At 74.5% G+C, this 20,601-nt stretch carries 16 protein-coding genes; 9 read left to right on the forward strand and 7 right to left on the reverse strand.

Annotated features, from left to right (window positions below; genetic code table 11):
- Position 1 precedes the first annotated feature (1 nt).
- From nirD to HDG68_RS00225, 5 genes are all read right to left on the reverse strand, one after another.
- Positions 2-475, reverse strand: a complete 474-nt coding sequence (gene nirD, locus HDG68_RS00205) for a nitrite reductase small subunit NirD (RefSeq protein WP_172148183.1) — start codon at positions 473-475, stop codon at positions 2-4.
- Entirely contained in the window at positions 472-3,150 is a 2,679-nt protein-coding gene (nirB, locus tag HDG68_RS00210; RefSeq protein ID WP_172148184.1) for a nitrite reductase large subunit NirB, read from the reverse strand. Before nirB ends, nirD begins: the two co-directional genes overlap by 4 nt.
- Before the next feature lie 239 nt (positions 3,151-3,389).
- Positions 3,390-5,042 carry an FAD-dependent oxidoreductase gene (locus tag HDG68_RS00215; protein ID WP_172148185.1) on the reverse strand — a complete coding sequence of 551 codons (1,653 nt, stop codon included), beginning with the start codon at positions 5,040-5,042 and terminating at the stop codon, positions 3,390-3,392.
- A complete protein-coding gene (locus tag HDG68_RS00220) occupies positions 5,039-7,276 on the reverse strand; it encodes a molybdopterin oxidoreductase family protein (RefSeq protein ID WP_172148186.1) in 2,238 nt (745 codons plus the stop codon). The genes HDG68_RS00215 and HDG68_RS00220 overlap by 4 nt, the downstream gene beginning before the upstream one ends.
- Positions 7,273-8,658, reverse strand: coding sequence for an MFS transporter (locus HDG68_RS00225; RefSeq protein WP_172148187.1), 1,386 nt, complete (start codon positions 8,656-8,658; stop codon positions 7,273-7,275). Before HDG68_RS00225 ends, HDG68_RS00220 begins: the two co-directional genes overlap by 4 nt.
- Before the next feature lie 333 nt (positions 8,659-8,991).
- Between HDG68_RS00225 and HDG68_RS00230 the strand changes: the two genes are divergently transcribed.
- From HDG68_RS00230 to HDG68_RS00250, 6 genes are all read left to right on the forward strand, one after another.
- A complete protein-coding gene (locus tag HDG68_RS00230; protein ID WP_172148189.1) occupies positions 8,992-10,311 on the forward strand; it encodes a molybdopterin molybdotransferase MoeA in 1,320 nt (439 codons plus the stop codon).
- Complete coding sequence (gene mobA / locus HDG68_RS00235; RefSeq protein WP_216647860.1) at positions 10,308-10,883, forward strand: molybdenum cofactor guanylyltransferase; 576 nt, start codon at positions 10,308-10,310, stop codon at positions 10,881-10,883. Before HDG68_RS00230 ends, mobA begins: the two co-directional genes overlap by 4 nt.
- Positions 10,880-11,152, forward strand: a complete 273-nt coding sequence (locus HDG68_RS16645; protein WP_216647861.1) for a DUF6457 domain-containing protein — start codon at positions 10,880-10,882, stop codon at positions 11,150-11,152. The genes mobA and HDG68_RS16645 overlap by 4 nt, the downstream gene beginning before the upstream one ends.
- Positions 11,152-12,234 (forward strand): GTP 3',8-cyclase MoaA, encoded by a 1,083-nt coding sequence (gene moaA / locus HDG68_RS00240; RefSeq protein ID WP_172148191.1) that lies wholly within the window; start codon positions 11,152-11,154, stop codon positions 12,232-12,234. The genes HDG68_RS16645 and moaA overlap by 1 nt, the downstream gene beginning before the upstream one ends.
- A 1-nt stretch (position 12,235) precedes the next feature.
- Complete coding sequence (locus tag HDG68_RS00245) at positions 12,236-12,478, forward strand: MoaD/ThiS family protein (RefSeq protein WP_172148193.1); 243 nt, start codon at positions 12,236-12,238, stop codon at positions 12,476-12,478.
- Positions 12,479-12,665: 187 nt separating this feature from the next.
- Positions 12,666-13,334, forward strand: coding sequence for a hypothetical protein (locus HDG68_RS00250; protein ID WP_172148195.1), 669 nt, complete (start codon positions 12,666-12,668; stop codon positions 13,332-13,334).
- 91 nt (positions 13,335-13,425) lie between these two features.
- Here the strand turns inward: HDG68_RS00250 and HDG68_RS00255 are convergent, their stop codons facing one another.
- Both HDG68_RS00255 and HDG68_RS00260 read right to left on the reverse strand, forming a co-directional pair.
- Positions 13,426-14,403 carry an FAD-binding protein gene (locus HDG68_RS00255; protein WP_172148197.1) on the reverse strand — a complete coding sequence of 326 codons (978 nt, stop codon included), beginning with the start codon at positions 14,401-14,403 and terminating at the stop codon, positions 13,426-13,428.
- 11 nt (positions 14,404-14,414) lie between these two features.
- Entirely contained in the window at positions 14,415-15,218 is an 804-nt protein-coding gene (locus tag HDG68_RS00260; protein WP_172148199.1) for an electron transfer flavoprotein subunit beta/FixA family protein, read from the reverse strand.
- A 187-nt stretch (positions 15,219-15,405) separates the two neighbouring features.
- On the opposite strand from HDG68_RS00260, the gene glgX reads away from it, so the two are divergent.
- The 3 genes from glgX (at position 15,406) to HDG68_RS00275 (ending at position 20,582) form a co-directional block, all read left to right on the forward strand.
- On the forward strand, positions 15,406-17,643 hold the full coding sequence (glgX, locus tag HDG68_RS00265) for a glycogen debranching protein GlgX (protein ID WP_172148201.1): 2,238 nt from the start codon (positions 15,406-15,408) through the stop codon (positions 17,641-17,643).
- 54 nt (positions 17,644-17,697) lie between these two features.
- Entirely contained in the window at positions 17,698-19,395 is a 1,698-nt protein-coding gene (locus tag HDG68_RS00270; protein WP_172148203.1) for an FAD-binding dehydrogenase, read from the forward strand.
- 188 nt (positions 19,396-19,583) lie between these two features.
- The gene (locus HDG68_RS00275; protein WP_172148205.1) at positions 19,584-20,582 is read left to right on the forward strand and encodes a hypothetical protein; all 999 of its coding nucleotides are present in this window, start codon (positions 19,584-19,586) and stop codon (positions 20,580-20,582) included.
- Positions 20,583-20,601 lie beyond the last annotated feature (19 nt).

Below are 20,601 nucleotides of genomic sequence, written 5' to 3' on the forward strand. Positions count from 1 at the left end.
CTCAGGTCACCTGCACGTGCACGACGCCGTCCCGCACCTCGGCCGGGAAGGCCTCCAGGTGCGCGCCGAGACCCGCCTTCGGCGTCTTGCCGCCGGACTCCAGGCACTCGCCGGTGCGCAGCGCGAAGACCTGCTTGTACACGGGCGACGCCACCGTGGGCTCCTCGCCGCGCGTGCCGACGATCCCCCGGGACATGACGTTCGCCGCGGCGTAGGGGTCGAGCTGCTGGACGGCGTGCACCGAGTCGTCCAGCAGCCGGAAGACGGCCACCTGGAACGGTGCGCCGTCGGCCCGCCGCAGCAGGGCCGCCGCACCGCGTTCCGGGACGAGCTGGTCGAGGCGGCACACCGCGGCCCATCCGCCGGCGGTCGCGTCGGCCGCCACGTCGGCGGCGTCCTGGGTGGTGGTCACGGTGTCCTCCGGGTCGGGGATCTCGGCGGGGCGGTCGGTCGGGGCGGCGGCGAGCGGGATCATGCCCGGACCTCGAGCGTGGGACCGGTCACCAGGACCGGGCCGGCGAGCGCCGGGTCCACCGGGCCGTCGGGACCGGCGGCGATCTCCTCGGCGGTGGCGGGACGCTTCTGCCCGCGCTCGGCCACGTACGCCAGGCTCGGGTCCGGCGTCGTCGGCGCGTTGACGAACGAGCCGAACCGGGCCAGCTTGTCCGGGTCCTCGAGGACGGCCTTCCACTCGTCCTCGTAGGCGCCGACGTGCGCGGCCATGGCGGCGTCGAGGTCGTCGGCGATGCCGAGGGAGTCCTCCATGATCACCTGGCGGATCGCCTCCAGGCCGCCCTCGTACTCCTCGGCCCACGGCGCGGTGCGCTGCAGGCGGTCCGCGGTGCGGATGTAGAGCATGAGGAACCGGTCGATGGTGCGCAGCAGGGTCTCGGAGTCCAGGTCCTCGGCCAGGAGCTGGGCGTGCTTCGGCGTCTGCCCGCCGTTGCCGGCCACGTACAGGTTCCAGCCCTTGTCCGTGGCGATGACGCCGACGTCCTTGCCGCGGGCCTCGGCGCACTCGCGGGCGCAGCCCGAGACGCCGAGCTTGAGCTTGTGCGGGCTGCGCAGCCCGCGGTAGCGCAGCTCCAGCTCGACGGCCATGCCGACCGAGTCCTGCACCCCGTAGCGGCACCAGGTGGACCCGACGCAGGACTTCACCGTCCGCAGGGACTTGCCGTAGGCGTGGCCGGACTCGAACCCGGCGTCGACCAGGCGCTTCCAGATGTCGGGCAGCTGCTCGACGCGGGCACCGAACATGTCGATGCGCTGACCGCCGGTGATCTTGGTGTAGAGGCCGAAGTCCTTCGCGACCTCGCCGATGACGATCAGGCCCTCGGGGGTGATCTCGCCGCCGGGGACGCGCGGGACGACGGAGTAGGTGCCGTCCTTCTGCATGTTGGCCAGCATGTGGTCGTTGGTGTCCTGCAGGGTCGACTGCTCCCCCGACAGGATGTGCCCGTTGCCCTGGCTCGCCAGGATCGAGGCCACCACGGGCTTGCAGATGTCGCAGCCGCGGCCGGCGCTCGTGGCGCCCTCGGGGACGACGCCGAAGCGCTCGATGATGTCGCTGAACGAGTGCAGCTCGGACACCCGCACGGCGTCGAAGAGCTGGGCGCGGGTCATCTCGAAGTGCTCGCACAGGGCGTTCGAGACCTCGATGCCGGCCCGCGTCATCTCGGTCTCGGTGATCTTCTTGACCAGCGGCAGGCAGGCGCCGCAGGTGGTGCCCGCCTTGGTGCAGCTCTTGACGTCCCCGACCGACGTGCAGCCGTGGTCGGTCACCGCGCCGCGGATGGTGCCTGCGGAGACGTTGTTGCAGGAGCAGACGTTGGCCTCGTCGGGCAGCTCGATGTCCGGGGCGTTGCCGGCGCCCTCGGGCAGCAGGAACGCCGCCGGGTCGCCGGGCAGCTCGGCGCCGAGCATCGGTCGCAGGGTGGCGTACGGCGTCGCGTCCCCGACGAAGACGCCGCCGAGCAGGGTCTTGGCGTCGTCGGAGAGCACCAGCTTCTTGTAGACGCCGGCGGTGGGGTCGGCCCAGACCACCTCGACGCAGTCCTCGGTGCGACCGTGGGCGTCGCCGAACGAGGCGACGTCGACGCCGGACAGCTTGAGCTTCGTGGCCGTGTCGGCGCCGGGGAACTCGGCCTGCCCACCGAGGAGCCGGTCGACGACGACCTCCGCCATCGTGTTGCCGGGCGCGACCAGTCCGAGGCAGCGCCCCTCGATGCAGGCGACCTCGCCGATGGCCCACACGTTCGGGTCCTCGGTGCGGCAGGTCAGGTCGACGACGGCGCCACCGCGCTCACCCATCTCCAGGCCGGCAGACCGCGCCAGCTCGTCGCGGGGCCGCACACCGGTGGCCACGACGACCACGTCCACGTCCAGCCGGCCGCCGTCGTTGAAGTCGAGGCGCCCGACGTGCCCGGTACGGCGGTGGGGCTTCATCTCCTTGGTGGCGGTCTCGGGCCGCACCGAGATGCCCTTGTCGTTGATGAGGCGCTTGAGGGCCTGACCGCCGCCGAGGTCGCACTGGACACCCATCAGGTGGGTGCCGAACTCGATGACGGTGGCCTGGGCGCCCAGCGCCTTCAGCGCGCCGGCCGCCTCCAGGCCGAGCAGGCCGCCACCGATGACGGCACCGCGGACCGGCTTCTCGACCACGCCGCCGCGGGTCTCGACGCGACCCGCCTCGCGCTTGGCCTCGACCCAGCCGCGCAGCTCCGCGACGTCGTCGATGGTGCGGTAGACGAACACGCCGGGCAGGTCGTTGCCGGGGATCGGCGGCATCGCCGCGTTCGATCCGGTGGCCAGGACGAGCTCGTCGTAGGCGTGGACGCGGCCGAGACGGTCGGTGACCGTCCGCTGCTCCCGGTCGATCTTCTCGACCTTGCAGTCCCGGTGCAGGGTGACCAACGGGTCGTCCCACAGCGCCGGGTCGCCCAGGGTGAGCTCCTCGGCGTCGCGGACCTCGAAGTACCGGGTCAGCCCGACGCGGTCGTACGGCTTGCGCGGCTCCTCGGCGAAGACGCTGATGCGCCAGGTGCCGTCGGTGTCGCGGGAACGCAGGGCCTCGACGAAGCGCTGCGCGACCATCCCGCCGCCGACGACGACGACGTGCCGGGTGCTGCTGGTGGGGGGCTCGCTGCTCATGTCCTCGACACTAGGGAGCCACCGTGACCGGACCGTCAGGGTGGAGTTACCTGATGCGAACATCTTGCTCACGTCGGCACGCGGACCCGTGAGAGAAGCCGGTCGCGCCGCCGAGGTAGGCAACTTCCCCGCGAGGTAGGCGACCTGCAGGGGGGCGGCGACGAACGTCCGGGGCGCCCGACGGCGAGGGGTCCGTCGAGCGCCTCGGGGTCCGGGCGTGTCTCGCCTCCGCGACGTGTTCACACGGAGGCGAGGTCCGCCGCCTCCGGCTCGGCCCCGGGCCCGCCGTCGCGCGTGGCGGACAACCAGTCGGCCAGGCCGCAGACCGCCTCCGTGCAGCTCCCGCAGCCGGTCGTCGCCCGGGTGGCCGCCGCGATGTCGTCCTTGGTCCGGGCGCCGTCGTCCCAGGCGCACGTGATGTCGTGCTTGGACACCCCGTTGCAGCGGCACACCGTCGCGTCGTCCGGCATGTGCTCCGGGGACGTGGCCGGCTCCGCGCTCGGCATGACCGGCGTCAGCAGCAGGAACGCGGGGTCGACCGGCACGGGGCTGCGCCGCGTGTAGGCGGCGGTGAGATCGGCCGCCACCTGCGCGTCGCCGACGCACGTGGCGCCGATGAGGACGCCGTCGGCCACCACCGCCTCGATGTACCTGCCGCCGACGGTGTCGGCCAGGCGCACGGCTCGTTCTCCGGGTCGCGGCGCCCGCCCGGTGCCGGCCGCACCCATGGAGACCACGCTCAGGGGGCCCGCCTTGACCTTCACGACGTCGGTCCCGCGGGTGTCGACACCGTCGTCCGTGGCCGCCCGCGTCGCGAGCAGCGTGCCCAGCCGCACCGCCATCGACGGCCGCTCGTCCTCGTTCGGGAACCGCAGGTGCTCCCGGGGGCGCTCCTGCGACCGCTGGGAGGCGTCCTGCAGCGCCACCACCAGGGAGGCGAGGTGGTCGGCGAGGCGACGCGCGTGGTCCCAGCCCTCGGCGACCAGCCCGCGCGACCCCTGCGGGGGCTGCGCGCAGTCCCCGACGGCGAAGACGCGGCGGTCCGCCGGGCTGGCCAGGTCGTGCCCGACGACGATCCCGCGGTCGGTCGGCAGGCCCGCGGCCGCGGCGAGACCCGTCTCGGGGACGGTCCCGGTGGTCAGGACCACCAGGCCGGCGGCGAGCACCTCGCCGTCGCCGCCGTCGCCGGTGTCGATCCGCACCCCGACGGCACGGCCGCCGGCGACCAGCACCTCGGTGGGTCGGGTCCCGGACCGCACGGTCACCCCGTGCTCCGTCAGGCCGGCGGCCAGCACGGAGCCGGCATCGGCGTCGAGCTGTCGGTTCATCGGCGCCGCGGCCGGGTCCACCAGCGTCACGTCCAGCCCGCGGGCGGCCAGCCCGTACGCGGACTCCACCCCCAGCACACCGCCGCCCACGACGACCGCGCGCGAGGAGTTCATCGTCGCGGCGACGATCTCGCGGGCGTCGTCCAGGGTGCGCAGCGCGTGCACGCCGCCCGGCAGCTCGACCACGCCGTCGTCGTCGACCAGACCTGGCATCGGGAAGACGCGGGCCTGCGACCCGGTGGCCAGCACGAGGTGGTCGTACGGGTGCACCGCACCGGCGTCGTCGGTGACGGTCCGGCGCACCCGGTCCACCGACACGGCCGACACCCCGCGCAGCGTCCTGACGTGCTCGCCGGACACGGCGGGCATGGAGATCGCGGCGACGTCGGTGCGGCCGGCGACGACGTCGCTGAGCAGCACCCGGTTGTACGGCTCGTACGGCTCCGCACCGAGCACCGTGATGTCGAACGCGTCCGCGCTGCGGCGCACGAGCTCGTCCACCAAACGGGACCCGACCATGCCGTTCCCGACGACGACGATCTTCGTCGGCACGTGGAGCGTCATACCGGCACCTCCTGGGTGTCGTGGGCTGTCGTGTCGGCAGCGGTGACCGGGATGACGTCCACCGCGCAGACCTTGAACTCGGGCATGGAGCTGATCGGGTCGACGGCGTCGCTGGTGATGCGGTTGACGCCACCGAGGCCGCCCCAGTGGAACGGCATGAACACGGTGTCCGGTCGGACGGCGTCGGTCCAGCGCGCGACCGCCTCGACCACGCCGCGCGCGGACTCCAGCCGTACCCGGTCGCCGTCGGCCACCCCGACCCGCAGCCCGAGCTGGGGGTGCAGCTCGACGTACGGCTCCGGCACGAGGCGGTCCAGCTCGGCCACCCGGCGGGTCTGGGCACCGGACTGGTAGTGCTGCAGCACACGGCCGGTGACCAGGTAGGTCGGTGCGTCGCCGCGGACGTCGTCGGTCGGGCCGCCGTGGTCGACCGGCACCATGCGGGCACGGCCGTCCGGGGTGCCGAACGCGTCGAGGAACATCCGGGGCGTGCCCGGGTGCTCCGCGGTCGTCGCCGGGCACGGCCAGTACAGACCCGGACCGCCCACGGCCTCGTCGGCGTCCAGGCGGGCGTGCGACAGGCCGGAGTAGTCCGCCGGGCCCCCGGCGGAGGCGCGGGCGAGCTCGTCGAAGACCTCGGCCGGGTCGGTGCCGAAGTGCACGTCCGAGCCGAGCCGGCGCGCCAGCTCGGCGAGCAGCCACAGCTCCGAGCGGGCCTGCCCCGGGGCCTCGACGGCCTGGCGACGGCGGATGACCCTCCCCTCCAGGGACGTCATCGTGCCCTCCTCCTCGGCCCACTGCGTCACCGGCAGCACGACGTCGGCCAACCGTGCCGTCTCCGAGGGGACGAAGTCGCACACCACCAGCAGGTCGAGGGCCTCGAGGCGCTCGCGGACCCGGTCGGCGTTCGGAGCGGAGACGAGCACGTTGGAACCGTGCACGAACAGCGCCTGCGGGCCGCCGGGCGTCGCCAGCGAGCTCAGCAGCGCCACGGCGGGCTTGCCCGGTCCGGGGAGGGTCTCGGGATCCACCCCCCACACGGAGGCGACGTACGAGCGCGCGGCGGGGTCGTCGATCTTGCGGTAGCCGGGCAGCTGGTCGGACTTCTGCCCGTGCTCACGGCCGCCCTGGCCATTGCCCTGGCCGGTCAGGCATCCGTAGCCGGAGCCCTCCCGACCGACCAAGCCGAGGGACAGCGCGAGGTTGATGGCCGCGGTGACGGTCGCGGTGCCCTGCGCGGACTGCTCGACGCCGCGACCGGTGAGGACGTACGCCCCCCGACCGCCGTGCGCCGGGGACGCCGCGGCCAGCCGGCGCGCCACGACCCGCAGGGTCTCGGCCGGCACCCCGCACACCGTCTCCGCGCGCTCGGGCCACCACGCCGAGACCGAGCGGACGACGTCGTCGTAGCCCGCGGTGCGCTCCGCCAGGTAGTCGGCGTCGACGAGCCGCTCGGCGACCACCACGTGCAGCAGCGCCAGCAGCACCACCATGTCGGTGCCGGGAACGGGCTGGACGTGGATGCCCTGGCCGTCGTCGGCCAGCCGCGCCGTGGCCGACCGGCGCGGGTCGACGACGACGAGTCCGCCGGCGTCGCGCGCCCCGGCCAGGTGCTGCACGAACGGCGGCATCGTCTCGGCCGGGTTGGAGCCGAGCAGCAGCACGACGTCGGCGCCGCCGAGATCGGTCAGTGGGAACGGCATGCCCCGGTCGACGCCGAAGGCGCGGTTGCCCGCCGCGGCCGCCGAGGACATGCAGAACCGCCCGTTGTAGTCGATGTTGGGCGTGCGCAGCACCGTCCGGGCGAACTTGCCCAGGGCGTAGGCCTTCTCGTTCGTCAGCCCGCCGCCGCCGAAGATCGCGACACCCTCCGGACCGTGCCGGTCCTGGATCGCCCGGACGCGGTCCGTGACGAGCGTGAGCGCCTCGTCCCACGTCGCCTCGGCCAGCTCGCCGTCGGCGCCGCGCACCAGCGGCGTCGTGATCCGGTCCGGGACCCCGAGCACGGAGGCGCTGGTCCACCCCTTCTGGCACAGCCCGCCGGCGTTCGTCGGGAAGTCCCGGGGGCTCACGGCCACGGGCAGGGGCGCACGCCCGCCGGGGGCCGGCGCGGCGACCGCGGCTGCGGACGACGCCGATCCCTCGACGGGCGTGAGCTCCATGCCGCACTGCAGGGCGCAGTAGGGGCAGTGCGTCGCGGCCGGAGCGGCCGGAGCGGCGGTGGCGCTGCTCATACCCGAGCAGCCCCCATCCGGCTGCTGCGGCGACCGTAGACGGCCCAGGTGAGCAGGCCCATGACCACGTAGACGCCGATGATCGTCCACAGGGCCGGCACCATCGAGCCGGTCGCCGTGTCCGACATCGCGAACCCGCGCGGGATGAGGAACCCGCCGAAGGCGCCGACGGCGCCGGCGATGCCGATGCAGCCCGCCGCGGCCTTCGCCGTCGCGGCACCGCCGCCGGCGACGTTCGCGATGCGGAAGGTCGCCGGGATCATGCGGTAGACCGACCCGTTGCCGATGCCGGTCGCGACGAACAGCAGCATGAAGGAGCCGAAGAACAGCCCGAAGGAGCCGCTGCCGAGCGCCTGGATGGCACCGAAGGCGCCGACGACCATCACCGCGAAGCTCGCCACGGTGATCACGGCGCCGCCGGTGCGGTCGGCGATCCAGCCGCCGAGCGGGCGGGTGACCGAGCCGACGAGGGCGCCCATGAACGCCAGGGACAGCGTGACCTCGGGGAACTCCTTGTTCAGCAGGGTCGGGAAGGCTCCGGCGAACCCGACGAAGCTGCCGAACGTGCCGATGTAGATGAAGGAGATCAGCCAGGTGTGCTTCTCCCGCGCCGCGGTGCCGAAGGACCGGGGGTCGGCCTTGGCGGCGGTCAGGTTGTCCATGAACCGCCAGGCGAGGAGCACGGCCAGCAGGATGAACGGGATGAAGACCCAGCCCGCGCGCGGCAGGGAGACGCCGGCAGCCGTGACGATGACCAGCGGCACGACGAACTGGACGGCCGCGGTGCCGATGTTGCCGCCGGCGGCGTTCCAGCCGAGGGCGGCGCCCTTCTCCTTCTCGGGGAAGAAGAACGAGATGTTGGCCATCGAGGAGGCGAAGTTGCCGCCGCCGAAGCCCGCGAGCGCCGCGATGGCGAGCAGGACGCCGAACGACGTCTCCGGGCGCTGCACGACCCAGACGAGCGAGAGCGTGGGGATGAGGAGGAGGGCGGCGGAGATCATGGTCCAGTTGCGTCCGCCGAAGACCGGCACGGCCAGCGTGTAGGGGACGCGCAGGGAGGCGCCGACCAGGGCCGGCAGGCCGACGAGCCAGAACATCTGGTCGGTCGTCAGGGCGAACCCGGCGTCGGGGAGCTGCGGGACGACGATGGACCAGATCGCCCAGACGCAGAAGCCGAGGAACTCGGCGAAGATCGAGATCCACAGGTTGCGCCGTGCGATCGTCCGGCCGCCGTTGCGCCAGAAGACCGGATCCTCCGGGTCCCAGTGGTCGATCCACCGGCCGGAGCGGTGCACGGGCCGGCGGGCGAGGGCCTCGGTGTCTGTCGCCGCGCCGGGGGCTACCGGCTCGGACTCGGTGGTGCCACTCGTCGGAGCAACCATCGACGTTCTCCCATCCGTGGTCGTACCCGGCGACGCCGGGCGTGGTCCGCGGGTCCGACGGGCGCCGGTCCCGGACCGGCTCGACGTCGGGCCGGTACGACGACAGTAGGAAGCGGGTGTTTCGCGTCACGGTCGCTCGCCGTGAACTTCCCATGAGCCAAAACTCTCACCGCCGGGGAGGCGGTTGTGAGAAGTGCTCCGTGGCGGTCCGGGGGCCTCGGCCGGTCCCGGCAGCACCGCCGCGAACGAGGACCCATCTTCTCACAGCGCGCCCGGGACGCCTGTGAGAACCGGGCTGCACCGCGGACACACGGCCTCCCTAGAGTGGTCGTCATGAAGGCCGGAGCACCGCGCAGCATCGCCGAGCACGCCACCGCCGTGCTGGCGCGCGTCGGCCCGCTTCCCGTGGTCGAGCAGCGCCTGGACGACCCCGGCGTGGTGGGCCTCGTGCTCGCCGAGGACGTCGTCGCCGCCGCTCCCGTGCCGCCGTTCGACCACGCCGCGATGGACGGGTACGCCGTGCGGTCCGCCGATCTGCCCGACGACGGCACGGCGGTGACGCTGCCGGTCCTCGCCGACGCGCGCCCCGGCACCCCACCGACCGCTGTGGGCAGGAAATCTGCAGCCCCGGACCCTGACGAGGCTGCAGATTCCCTGCCCACAGCATCGAGGGGGGCGGTACGGATCATGACCGGTGCGCCCCTGCCACCGGGGTACGACGCCATCGTCCCCGTCGAGCGCACGTCCACGGGCCGCTTCGTGGCGGGTGGCCCGACGGCGGAGCGCACCGTGACCCTCGCCCGGCAGCACCGCGACCACGTACGCCGCACCGGCACCGACCTGGCCGCCGGTGCGCCCGTCGCCCGCGCCGGCACCGCCGTCGGCCCCGGACTGGTGGCCACGGCCGCCGCGGCCGGACTCGTCACGGTGCCCGTCCGCCGTCGTCCCCGGGTCGCGGTGCTGTCGACCGGCTCCGAGCTGGCCCCGCTGGGAACCACCGCGCCGGGCACGATCGCGGACTCGAACTCGCTGATGCTGGCGGCGCTCGTGCGCGCGGCCGGCGCCGAGGTGGTGCGCGTCGGAGCCGTCCCCGACCACGTGGACGCGCTCCGTACCGCCCTCGACGACCTGACCGGGCCCGCGCCCGGCGCGGCGGACGGCCGGCAGCACGCCGGGGTGGACCTGATCGTGTCCTCCGGCGGCGTGTCCGCCGGGGCGAGCGACGTCGTGCGCGAGCTCCTCGCCCGCCCGGACGCCACCGACGTGGACGTCGCCACCGTGGCGCAGCGGCCCGGCAAGCCGCAGGCCCTCGCCACCTGGCGCGGCGTCCCCTGGGTGGCCGTGCCCGGCAACCCCGTCAGCGCCTTCGTCTCGGCCGCGCTGTACGCGCTGCCGGCCGTGCGGCGGCTCGCCGGGCACCCCGACGCACCGCCGCGCACCGCCCGGGCCGCTGCCTCCTGGACCAGCCCGGCCGGCACCCAGCAGGTGGTCCCGGTCGTCACCCGGCCCGACGGCGTCACCCCGGCCGGCAGCGACGGCCACCACCTCTCCGCGCTGGTCGACGCCGACGCCCTCGTGATCGTCCCCGCCCAGCTCGAGCGAGTCTCCCCCGCCGACGACCTGCCCCTCCTCCCCCTGCCGGAGGCCCGATGAGGTACGACGCCGTCGTCCTCGCCGGAGGACGTGCCACCCGGCTCGGCGGCACACCGAAGCCGACCGTCGAGGTCGGCGGCACGACCCTGCTCGACCGCGCGCTCGCCGCCACCGTCGGCGCCGACCGTACCGCCGTCGTCGGGCCGCCCGGGACGGCCGCCGGCGCTCGCGACGACGTCGTCATCACCCGTGAGGACCCCCCGTTCGGCGGCCCGGTGGCCGGGATCGCCGCCGGTCTCGCCGCGCTGCGACGACCCGGCGCGCCCGCCCTGGTGCTGCTGCTGGCCGTCGACGTCCCGCGTGCCCGCGCGGCCGCCGACCGGCTCCTCGCCTCGCCTCCGGCCGGGAGCGACGGCGTCCACCTGGTGCGCCGGGGGCGGGACCAGTGGCTCACCGGCCTGTACCGTCGTGCCGCGCTCGAGAAGGCGCTCGCCGCGCTGGAACCGCACGGCGCTCCGGTGCGGCGGCTCATGGCCGGGCTCGACCTGGCGAGGATCCCCGACGAGACCGGGGTGAGCGACGACGTCGATACCTGGGACGATGTGACCAGACTCTCCGAGGAGGCACCATGACCGACGACACCCCGACCGTGCTGGCGCGCTGGGTCTCCGCCGTGGAGGCCGAGCTCGGGCTGCCCGCCGCCAGCATCGACGTCACCGAGGTCCTGGACCTGGCGCGGGACGCCGCCCACCACGTGGCACGCCCCGCCGCCCCCGTGACCACCTACCTGGTGGGATACGCGCGCGGGCTGGCGATGGCGCAGGGCAAGGTCACCCCCGACGACGACGTGGCCGGACGAGCCGCCCGGCTCGCCCTGGGCTGGGACTCCGAGGGCACCTGATGAGTCTCGTCGACCTCGGCATCCCGGCGGTCCCCAGCACCCGGGGCGAGGCCGTGCTGCCCGCCGACCGGCCCGCGACGCCCGGGCTCGTGGACCGCTACGGGCGCCTCGCCACCGACCTGCGCGTGTCCCTGACGGACCGCTGCAACCTGCGCTGCACCTACTGCATGCCCGCCGAAGGCCTCCCGGCGCTGCCCCGGGACAAGGTCATGACACGGGCCGAGATCGCCCGGCTCGTCGGCGTCGCGGTCCGCGACCTGGGGGTGCGGCAGGTGCGGTTCACCGGCGGCGAGCCGCTGCTGCGCGGCGACCTCGCCGAGATCGTCGCCGACATCGCCGCGCTGGACCCGCGCCCGGAGATCTCCCTGACCACCAACGCCGTCGGCCTCGACTCCCGTGCGGCGACCCTGCGGGCGGCCGGCCTGGACCGGATCAACGTCTCCCTCGACACGCTCGACCCGGACACCTTCGCGCGGCTGGCCCGCCGGCCGTTCCTCGAGCGGACGCTCGCCGGGATCGACGCCGGTGCCCGCGAGTTCGACCTGGTCAAGATCAACGCGGTGCTGGTGCGCGGCGTCAACCTCGGCCACGCCGCCGACCTGCTGTCCTGGTGCCTGGAGCGCGGGTTCGAGCTGCGGTTCATCGAGCAGATGCCGCTCGATGCCGACCACTCGTGGGACCGAACGGCGATGGTGACGGCCGCGGAGGTCCGCGAGCTGCTCGGGCAACGGTTCGCGCTCTCGGCCGACGACGAGCCGCGCGACGGCGCCCCGGCGGAACGGTTCGCGGTGCGCTCGCTCGCCACGGGTGAGCGTCTGGGCCGGGTCGGGATCATCGCGTCGGTCACCGAGCCGTTCTGCGCCGACTGCCGCCGCACGCGGCTGACGGCCGAGGGCGGCATCCGCGACTGCCTGTTCGCGCACACCGAGACCGACCTGCTCGGTCCGCTGCGCGACGGCGCCGCTGACGCCGAGCTGGCCGACCGGTGGCGGGCCGCGATGTGGGGCAAGGGCGCCGGGCACGGGATGGACGACCCGTCGTTCGTCCAGCCGGACCGGACCATGAGTGCGATCGGGGGCTGAGATGGTCGAGCTGCGCTACTTCGCGGCGGCCCGTGCGGCGCTGGGCCGGTCCGGGGAGTCGCTGCCGCTGGACGACGGCGTCACGGTCGCGGACGTCGTCGGGCGGCTGAGCGCCGGGTCGCCCGAGGCGGCCCCGGTACTGGCACGCTGCTCGGTGCTGCTGGACGGACGTCGGGCCGCGCCGTCCGACGTCGTGCCCGACGGGGCGACGCTCGACCTGCTGCCGCCCTTCGCCGGCGGCTGAGCGGGCGCGCCGCCCCGTCACGCCGCGCCGCTCCGTTGCGCCGCTCCGTTGCGCCGCGCGTCGCACGCCGCACGCCGCACGCCGCACGTCGAGATCGACGTACTCGTACCGAGATCGACGCACGGTACGTCGATCTCGATACGGGTACATCGATCTCGGCGAGGAACGGGCAGGGTACGGTACGGACGTGACCCTGCAGCGCTGCACCGATCTGTCCGCCGCCGACTGGATCATCGGGTCGGAAACACCCTGGTGGCAGTTGGTGACCTTCGGGCCGGACGCCTTCGAAGCCTCGGCCCGGCTTCGACTCATTCCCGACCCGACGGCGCCTGGACAGCACGAAGGCGATGTCGAGGACGAGCCCGTGCACCTGGCGTCGGAAGGGGAGTGGGGCGCCCGGGCCCTGCGGGTGCTGACACGGTGGACGGCCACGCCGGAACGGGTCTACTTCGCGGTCTGGCTCGGCGACGGCAACACTGACGACATCCCGCCAGGACCGACGTTCGACCTGCCGGAACGTCCGGAATGCGCGCTCCTGGCCGGTGACGGGAGCGACCTGGAGGAGGGACGGTCGGTCCTGTCCGAGCGTCGACGCCGTCCGCCCGCCATGGTGTGGCCCGCTGACCGCGCCTGGGTGATGGCTTGCGACGTCGACCCGCACTGGGCCGGCATCGGCGCTCCACGCGATGCTGTCGGCGAGCTGATGGCCGCACCAGATATCGACGTCGTTCCCGCGGACCCGCGGGCCCGCCAGCCGGAGTACGACGGGCCGTCGCTCGACGCGACGGTCAGGCCACCGCTGCCACCGGGCTTCCGCCCCGGTGTCTACCGGCATCCTGGCGTCTACCGACCGTGAGATCGACGCACCCGTATCGAGATCGACGTACCGTAGGTCGATCTCGACACGGGTACGTCGATCTCGGCGGGCAGCGGGAGGCAGGAGCCGGCTACCGGGCCGCCTTGTGGGCGCGGATGACCTCGGCGGCCTGCGGCAGCACGTCGGCCAGGTCGCCGACGACGGCGAAGTCGCAGATCTCGAAGATCGGCGCCTCGGGGTCGTTGTTCACCGCCACGATCACCTGGGACGCCTGCATCCCGCCGCGGTGGTGCGGCGCTCCGGAGATCCCCGCGCCCACGTAGAGCCGCGGAGCGACCGTCACGCCGGTCTGCCCCACGTAGCGGTCGAACCACCCCTCGAACACGGCGTCCCGCGAGGCCCCCACGGCGGCACCGAGCGCGTCGGCGAAGTCCTGGACGGGCCCGAAGTCGCCCTCGGTCCCGCGCCCGCCGGCCACCACGATCGCGGCCTCCTCGAGGGTGGGCCGGTCGGCGTCGCGCTCCTTCTCGGTGCGTGAGGTCACCGTGGGCAGCGCCGCACCGACCTCGACCGCGAAGCCCTCCACCTCGGTCGCCACCGCGGCCTCGGCGGGCTGCGGGACGACGGCGTTGGCCCGGACGGTCAGCACGGCCACGTCGGTGGTGACCCGGCTCGAGGTGTCCCACGCGCCGGCGAAGACCCGCTTGGTGCCGACGATGCGGCCCTCGTCGTCCTCGGCCACGCCGGCGGCGTCGATGATCACGCCGGCGCCGAGCGCCCGGCCAGCCAGCGCCACGGCCTCCTTGGCGGCGAAGGTCGACGGGGCCAGCAAGACGTCGGCGTCCGTGCGCCGCACGGCGGCGGCCAGCACCTCGGCGACGACGGCGGACAGGTGGCGGGCGTCGCCGCGCAGCTCGGCGGGCAGCTCGGCCTGGTGCACGGTCTCGACGCCGTGGGCGCCGAGCTGGGCGAGCGCCTCGACGCTCGGCGCCTCGAGGGTCACGGCCTCCACCCGTCCGAGGGCACGGCCGATGGTCAACAGCTCCAGCACGCTGGACCGGACCTCGTCCGCCGGGTCGAGCAGGACCAGCACAGTTCGGTTCGTCACGGGGTCCCCTCTCAGACCAGCTCGTTGCGGATGAGGTACTCGGCCAGGGCCTTGCCACCCTCGCCCTTGTCCTGGACCAGCTCGACCTCGGGCTTCTCGGGGCGCGGTGCGGCCGCCGTGGTCTCGGTGCGGGCACCGGCGGCGCCGACGACGGCGGGGTCCAGGCCCAGGTCGGCGGACGACAGCTCCTCGATCGCCTTGGAACGGGCCGCCATGATGAGCTTGAAGTTGGGGAACCGCGGACGGTTGGCGGTGTCCGCGACGGACAGCACCGCGGGCAGCGGTGCGGTGAGCGTCTCGGTGGCCTCGTCGGTCTCCCGGGTGATCTCCAGCGCCCCGCCGGCGACCGCGACCGTCTTGGCGAACGTCAGCGACGGCCGCCCCAGCTCGGCGGCGAGCAGCGCGGGCACCACGGAGCCGAGCCCGTCCAGGGCCGCCATGCCGGTGACCACCAGGTCGACGGGCCCCTCGGCCTCGAGGTGGCGCACCGCGGCCGCGAGCGCCGCCGTCGTCCCGAAGTAGTCCGAGCCGGCCAGCGCGTCGTCGGACACCCGCACCCCGCGGTGCACGCCCATCTGGAACGCCTTGCGCAGCGCGACGTCACCCTCGGGCGGCGAGACGGTCACCGCGACCACCTCGGCCGACTCCTGCTCGCCCTCGGGCAGCGCCTCGACGATCTGCAGCGCCGCCTCGAGCGCGTTCTCGTCGAGCTCGTTGAGGGTCCCCTCGGCCGGGTCGCGCACGACGCGACAGTCCGCGAACTTCCGCTCGGCATTGATGTCCGGGACGTACTTCACGGCTACGACGATGCGCACGAGGAGCCTTTCGACGGTCTCGAGGATCAGGGTCTGATCAGGTCAGCGGGCGGCCGGACCGCCCAGGGCGAGCCTACTCGCCGTCGTCGCGCGGCCCGACCGCTGTCCGCATGCCGCGACACCGTGCCGCGACGCGCCGCGCGGGCGCCGGCTCGTCGCCGTGGGCGGCGCCAGGCAGGATGGGCGCATGGAGGCTCGTCCGAAGGTCACGCCGCTGACCCGACCCACCCGCACCCGCAGCCACGTCCCGCCGCTGGGGGTCCGCACCACGCCCGACGGCGGTATCGACGTCGCCGTGCTCGCCTCGCACGCGCACGGCGTCGACCTGTGCCTGGTCGACGTCGTCGACGAGGACAGGGACCAGCACGACCCGCAGCGGTACACCGAGCGCCGCATCCCGCTCGACGGCCCCACCTACGGCGTCTGGCACGGGCACGTGCCGGACGTCGGACCGGGCCGACGCTACGGGTTCCGGGTGCACGGGCCGTGGGACCCCGGGGCGGGGATGCGCCACAACCCGGCCAAGCTGCTGCTGGACCCGTACGCGCGCGGGATCGAGGGTGACCTGGCCTACGTCCCGGCGGTCCTCGGCGGGGGAAGCGACGACGACGGCGGCCCGGACGGGGAGGACTCGCTGCCGTTCGTGCCGCACGCCGTGATCATGGGCGACCTGCCGGAGCCCCCGCCGCAGTCCAGGCCCCGGGTCCCCTGGGCGGACACCGTCGTCTACGAGGCGCACGTTCGCGGCCTGACGCTGCAGCACCCGGAGGTGCCCGCCGAGCTGCGCGGCACCTACGCCGGGCTCGCCCACCCCGCCGTGGTCGAGCACCTGCAGGCGCTCGGTGTCACCACGCTCGAGCTGCTGCCGATCCACGCCTCGACGCCCGAGCCCTGGCTCGCCGACCGCGGGCTGACCAACTACTGGGGCTACTCGACGCTCGGGTTCTTCGCCCCGCACGCCGCCTACGCCACGGCTGCGGCCCGCGAGGCCGGCCCGGCCGCCGTCCTCGACGAGGTGCGCGGCATGGTCCACCTGCTGCACGCCGCCGGCATCGAGGTGATCCTCGACGTCGTCTACAACCACACGTGCGAGGGCGGCGACGACGCGCTCCACGTGTCGTGGCGCGGCCTGGACAACACGGCGTACTACCTGCACGACGGCGGCACCCCGGCGGCGCTGGCGGACGTCACCGGCACGGGCAACACGCTGGACTTCCGCCGGACCCGCGTGGTGCAGATGGCCCTGGACTCGCTGCGCTACTGGGCCGAGGTCGTGGGCGTGGACGGCTACCGGTTCGACCTCGCCGTCACCCTGGGCCGCGACCACGACGGATTCACCCCCGACCACCCGTTCCTGTCCGCGCTGCGCACCGACCCGGTCCTCTCGCAGCTCAAGCTGGTGGCCGAGCCGTGGGACGTCGGACCGGGCGGCTGGCAGACCGGCCGGTTCCCCGCGCCGATGGCCGAGTGGAACGACCGTTTCCGCAACGCGGCGCGCTCGTTCTGGCTGGAGGCCCCGAAGGCCGGCTCCCACGGCGCCCCCATGCACGGGCTGCGCGAGCTGACGACGCGCCTGGCCGGGTCGGCGGACTTCTTCGGGCACTCCGACCCGCCGCTGATGCGGGGTCCGGTCGCGTCGGTCAACTACGTCACCGCGCACGACGGGTTCACGCTCGCCGACCTCGTCTCGTTCGACCACAAGCACAACGAGGCCAACGGCGAGGACAACCGCGACGGCACCGACGACAACCGCTCCTGGAACCACGGCATCGAGGGCCACGCCCCGACCGGCGACGACGCCACGACCGAACCGTGGTCCGCCGTCGTGCCGCTGCGGCGGCGCTCGCAGCGCAACCTGCTCGCGACGCTGCTGCTGGCGGCGGGCACGCCCATGATCACGGCGGGCGACGAGATGGGTCGGACCCAGGGCGGCAACAACAACGCCTACGCCCAGGACACCGCGATCTCGTGGCTGGACTGGGACCTGGACACCGCGGACCTCGAGCTGCTGGCGACCGCCCGGTACCTGGTGGGTCTGCGCCGCGAGCACGCGGCGCTGCGCGCCGAGTCGTTCTTCCTCGGCACCCCGCGGCCGGGCGAGGAGTTCCCCGACCTGCTGTGGTTCGACGAGGCGGGGGCCGCGATGGACGGCGAGGCCTGGTCGGTGGACGGACGGCGGATCATCCAGATGCTGCGACCGGGGCCCGACGCCGGCGACGCGGACGTGCTGGTCGTGCTGCACGGCGGCCTGGAGGACGCCGAGGTGACGCTGCCGGACGTCCTGGACGGCGCCGACCCGTGGCAGCGGGTGTGGAGCTCGACCTGGGACGCGCCCGAGGGCCCGGAGCAGGCGGACGAGGAGGAGGCGCCCGGCACGGCGCTGGTCGAGACGCTCAGCGTCGAGGTGTTCGTGGCGCGCCGGTGACGGACGTCCCGCGCGCCCTGGGCGCGGGGCCGACGGCTCTGCCAGACTGCCCGCATGGCAGACGCGGACGTCATCGTCATCGGGGCCGGCCTGTCCGGCCTGGTCACCGCGACCGAGCTCACGGCGGCGGGACGGCGGGTGATCCTGCTCGACCAGGAGCCCGAGGCTTCCCTGGGCGGGCAGGCGTGGTGGTCCTTCGGCGGCCTGTTCCTGGTGGACTCGCCCGAGCAGCGGCGCCTCGGCGTGCACGACTCGGCCGAGCTCGCCTGGTCGGACTGGCTGGGCTCGGCACGGTTCGCGCCCGGCGCCGAGCACGGCGAGGGCGCTGACCGGCACGGGTACGCCTGGGCCAAGCACTACGTCGAGGCCGCCTCGGGCGACCTGCGCTCCTGGCTGCACGCCAAGGGGGTGCGCTGGTTCCCGCTGGTGCAGTGGGCCGAGCGCGGCGGCTACGCGTTCGGCCCCGGGCACGGCACGGCGCACGGCAACACGGTGCCGCGGTTCCACGTCACCTGGGGCACCGGACCGGCGATCGTCGCACCGTTCGTCGCCGCCGCGCTGGAGGCCCGCTCGGCCGGGCTGCTCGACCTGCGCTTCCGGCGTCGGGCCACCGGGCTGGTGACGACGGACGGCCGGGTCACGGGCGTGCGCGCCGAGATCCTGGCCGACGACGGCGCGGTGCGCGGTGCGCCGTCGTCCCGCGAGGTCGTGGGCACCGAGGAGCTGAGCGCCGGTGCCGTGGTCGTCGCCTCCGGCGGCATCGGGGCGAACCACGACCTGGCCCGCGAGCGCTGGGACCGCACGCACGGCGAGCTGCCCGCCCGCATGCTGTCCGGGGTGCCCGACTCCACCGACGGGCTCCTGCTCGGCCACGCCGCCGACGCCGGGGCCGCGCTGGTCCACGAGGACCGCATGTGGCACTACCCCGAGGGCATCGCCAACCACTCCCCCGTCTGGACGAACCACGGCATCCGCATCCTGCCGGGACCCTCCTCGCTCTGGCTGGACGCCGACGGCGGCCGGCTGCCCGCTCCCCTGTTCCCCGGGTTCGACGCCCTCGGGGCGCTGCAGCACGTGACCGGCCGCGGGGACGACCACTCCTGGTTCGTGCTCAACCGGGCCGTCATGGAGGCGGAGTTCGCGCTGTCCGGGTCGGAGCAGAACCCGGACCTGACCGGCAAGGACGTGCGGCTGCTCGCCCAGCGGGTGCTGCCCGGCGCCGTCGGCCCCGTCGCCCGGTTCGCCGCCGACTCCCCGGAGTTCCTGTGGGCCGACACCCCCGAGGAGCTGGCCGGGAGGATGAACGCGCTCACGGCCGCCACCCCCGGCTCGCGCGGGACGATCGACCCGGCCGGGCTGGCCGCCGTCGTGCACGCCCGCGACGCCCAGGTGGCCTCCGGGCTCGGCAAGGACCCCCAGGTGGTCGCGACCCGGGCCGCCCGCGACTTCCGCGTGGACAAGATGATCCGGGTCTCGCCGCCGCGCCCGCTGACGACGCCGAAGGACGGCCCGCTGCTCGCCGTGCGGCTCTCGGTCCTGACCCGCAAGACGCTCGGCGGGCTGTGGTGCGACCCGTCCGGGCGGGTGCTGCGCGACGACGGCACCGTGCTGGACGGTCTGTGGGCCGTCGGGGAGGCCGCGGGGTTCGGCGGCGGCGGGGTGCACGGTCACCGGGCCCTGGAGGGCACGTTCCTCGGCGGCTGCCTCCACACAGGCCGGGTCACCGGGCGGGCCCTGGCCGCCGACGCCTGACCCCCGGATGACCGCGAGGTCGTACCTTCTGTCGCGCGGTCGTACCCGGCGTGTACGACCGCGCGACAGAAGGTACGACCTGGCGGCGACACCCGACGTCATCCACAGGCGACGTCCGCCGGCGGGCCGTCCACAGCCGCTGCTCCCACGGCGACAACGCGCTGCTCGGCCGTGGCACGGTGCCACGCATGTCCACCGACGACGCCTCTCCGACGTCCGGCCCGTCGCTCCCGCGCCGACGCCCCGGCGACACCGCCCGTGTCCGTCCCCGCGATCTCCCGACGACCGTCCGGAATCGCGACGACCGCCGGACAGCTATCGAGCGCCGGCGACGACGCGGCGAGCTCGTCCGACGTCGACGCGGCCGGTACTCCGTGCCCGTCCCCGACGAGGGCGGCATCGCGCTCCGCCGTGAACGGCAGGTCCTCCAGCTCGCCGCCGCCGTGGCGTCGACGCTGCGGACCGACTTCGTGTTCTCGCACGAGACCGCGGCGCTGCTGCACGGCCTGAGCCACTACCGGCTCGGCGAGCAGGTGCACGTCTCCCAGTCGTGGAAGCCACCGAGCCGGAGCAGCGGCCGCCAGCTGCACCGCCATCCGGTGGACGTCCCGGCGGGCGACCGGATGCTCGTCGGCGGTCGGCCCGTCACGACCCTGGAACGGACCCTGGTCGACTGCGCGCGATGGCTGCCGGGAGACCGCGCCCTGGTGATCGCGGACTCGGCCCTGCGTGCCGGCGCCGACCCCGTGGTCGTGGACCGCGTCCTCGGCGACGCCCGAGGGCGGGCGGGTGTCCGTCGCGCGCGACGGATCGTGGCGCTGGCCGACCCCCGTGCCGAGTCGCCCGGCGAGTCCTTGGTCCGGTGGCACCTCGACGAGCACGGGTTCGACGTCCCGGACCTCGCCGTCGGGGTCAGCACGCCGGTCGGTGACTCCTGGGTGGACCTCGGGTGGCCGGGCCTGCGCGTCGGGATCGAGTTCGACGGCGCCGTGAAGTACTCCGGCGGTGCCTACGGGGACCCGGCCGGGCGGCTCCTCGCCGAGAAGCGCCGTCACGACGCCCTGGTCGAGGCGGGATGGGTCCTCCTGCGCGTGGTCTGGGCGGACCTGACGGACCCGGCACGGCTGATCGCGCGCTGCCACCGTGCCCTGGTGGCGGCGGAGGCCCGGTCGGTTCGTCGACGCTGAGGTCGTACCTTCCGTCGCA

This window comes from Isoptericola chiayiensis (genome assembly GCF_013149805.1).
In the GTDB taxonomy this organism is placed as follows: domain Bacteria; phylum Actinomycetota; class Actinomycetes; order Actinomycetales; family Cellulomonadaceae; genus Isoptericola; species Isoptericola chiayiensis.

What these genes read in the sequence shown, in the direction of transcription:
- nirD (WP_172148183.1), bottom strand. Translation starts at nt 475, where the DNA reads ATGATCCCGCTCGCCGCCGCCCCGACCGACCGCCCCGCCGAGATCCCC.
- nirB (WP_172148184.1), bottom strand. Translation starts at nt 3,150, where the DNA reads ATGAGCAGCGAGCCCCCCACCAGCAGCACCCGGCACGTCGTCGTCGTC.
- HDG68_RS00215 (WP_172148185.1), bottom strand. Translation starts at nt 5,042, where the DNA reads ATGACGCTCCACGTGCCGACGAAGATCGTCGTCGTCGGGAACGGCATG.
- HDG68_RS00220 (WP_172148186.1), bottom strand. Translation starts at nt 7,276, where the DNA reads ATGAGCAGCGCCACCGCCGCTCCGGCCGCTCCGGCCGCGACGCACTGC.
- HDG68_RS00225 (WP_172148187.1), bottom strand. Translation starts at nt 8,658, where the DNA reads ATGGTTGCTCCGACGAGTGGCACCACCGAGTCCGAGCCGGTAGCCCCC.
- HDG68_RS00230 (WP_172148189.1), top strand. Translation starts at nt 8,992, where the DNA reads ATGAAGGCCGGAGCACCGCGCAGCATCGCCGAGCACGCCACCGCCGTG.
- mobA (WP_216647860.1), top strand. Translation starts at nt 10,308, where the DNA reads ATGAGGTACGACGCCGTCGTCCTCGCCGGAGGACGTGCCACCCGGCTC.
- HDG68_RS16645 (WP_216647861.1), top strand. Translation starts at nt 10,880, where the DNA reads ATGACCGACGACACCCCGACCGTGCTGGCGCGCTGGGTCTCCGCCGTG.
- moaA (WP_172148191.1), top strand. Translation starts at nt 11,152, where the DNA reads ATGAGTCTCGTCGACCTCGGCATCCCGGCGGTCCCCAGCACCCGGGGC.
- HDG68_RS00245 (WP_172148193.1), top strand. Translation starts at nt 12,236, where the DNA reads ATGGTCGAGCTGCGCTACTTCGCGGCGGCCCGTGCGGCGCTGGGCCGG.
- glgX (WP_172148201.1), top strand. Translation starts at nt 15,406, where the DNA reads ATGGAGGCTCGTCCGAAGGTCACGCCGCTGACCCGACCCACCCGCACC.
- HDG68_RS00270 (WP_172148203.1), top strand. Translation starts at nt 17,698, where the DNA reads ATGGCAGACGCGGACGTCATCGTCATCGGGGCCGGCCTGTCCGGCCTG.
- HDG68_RS00275 (WP_172148205.1), top strand. Translation starts at nt 19,584, where the DNA reads ATGTCCACCGACGACGCCTCTCCGACGTCCGGCCCGTCGCTCCCGCGC.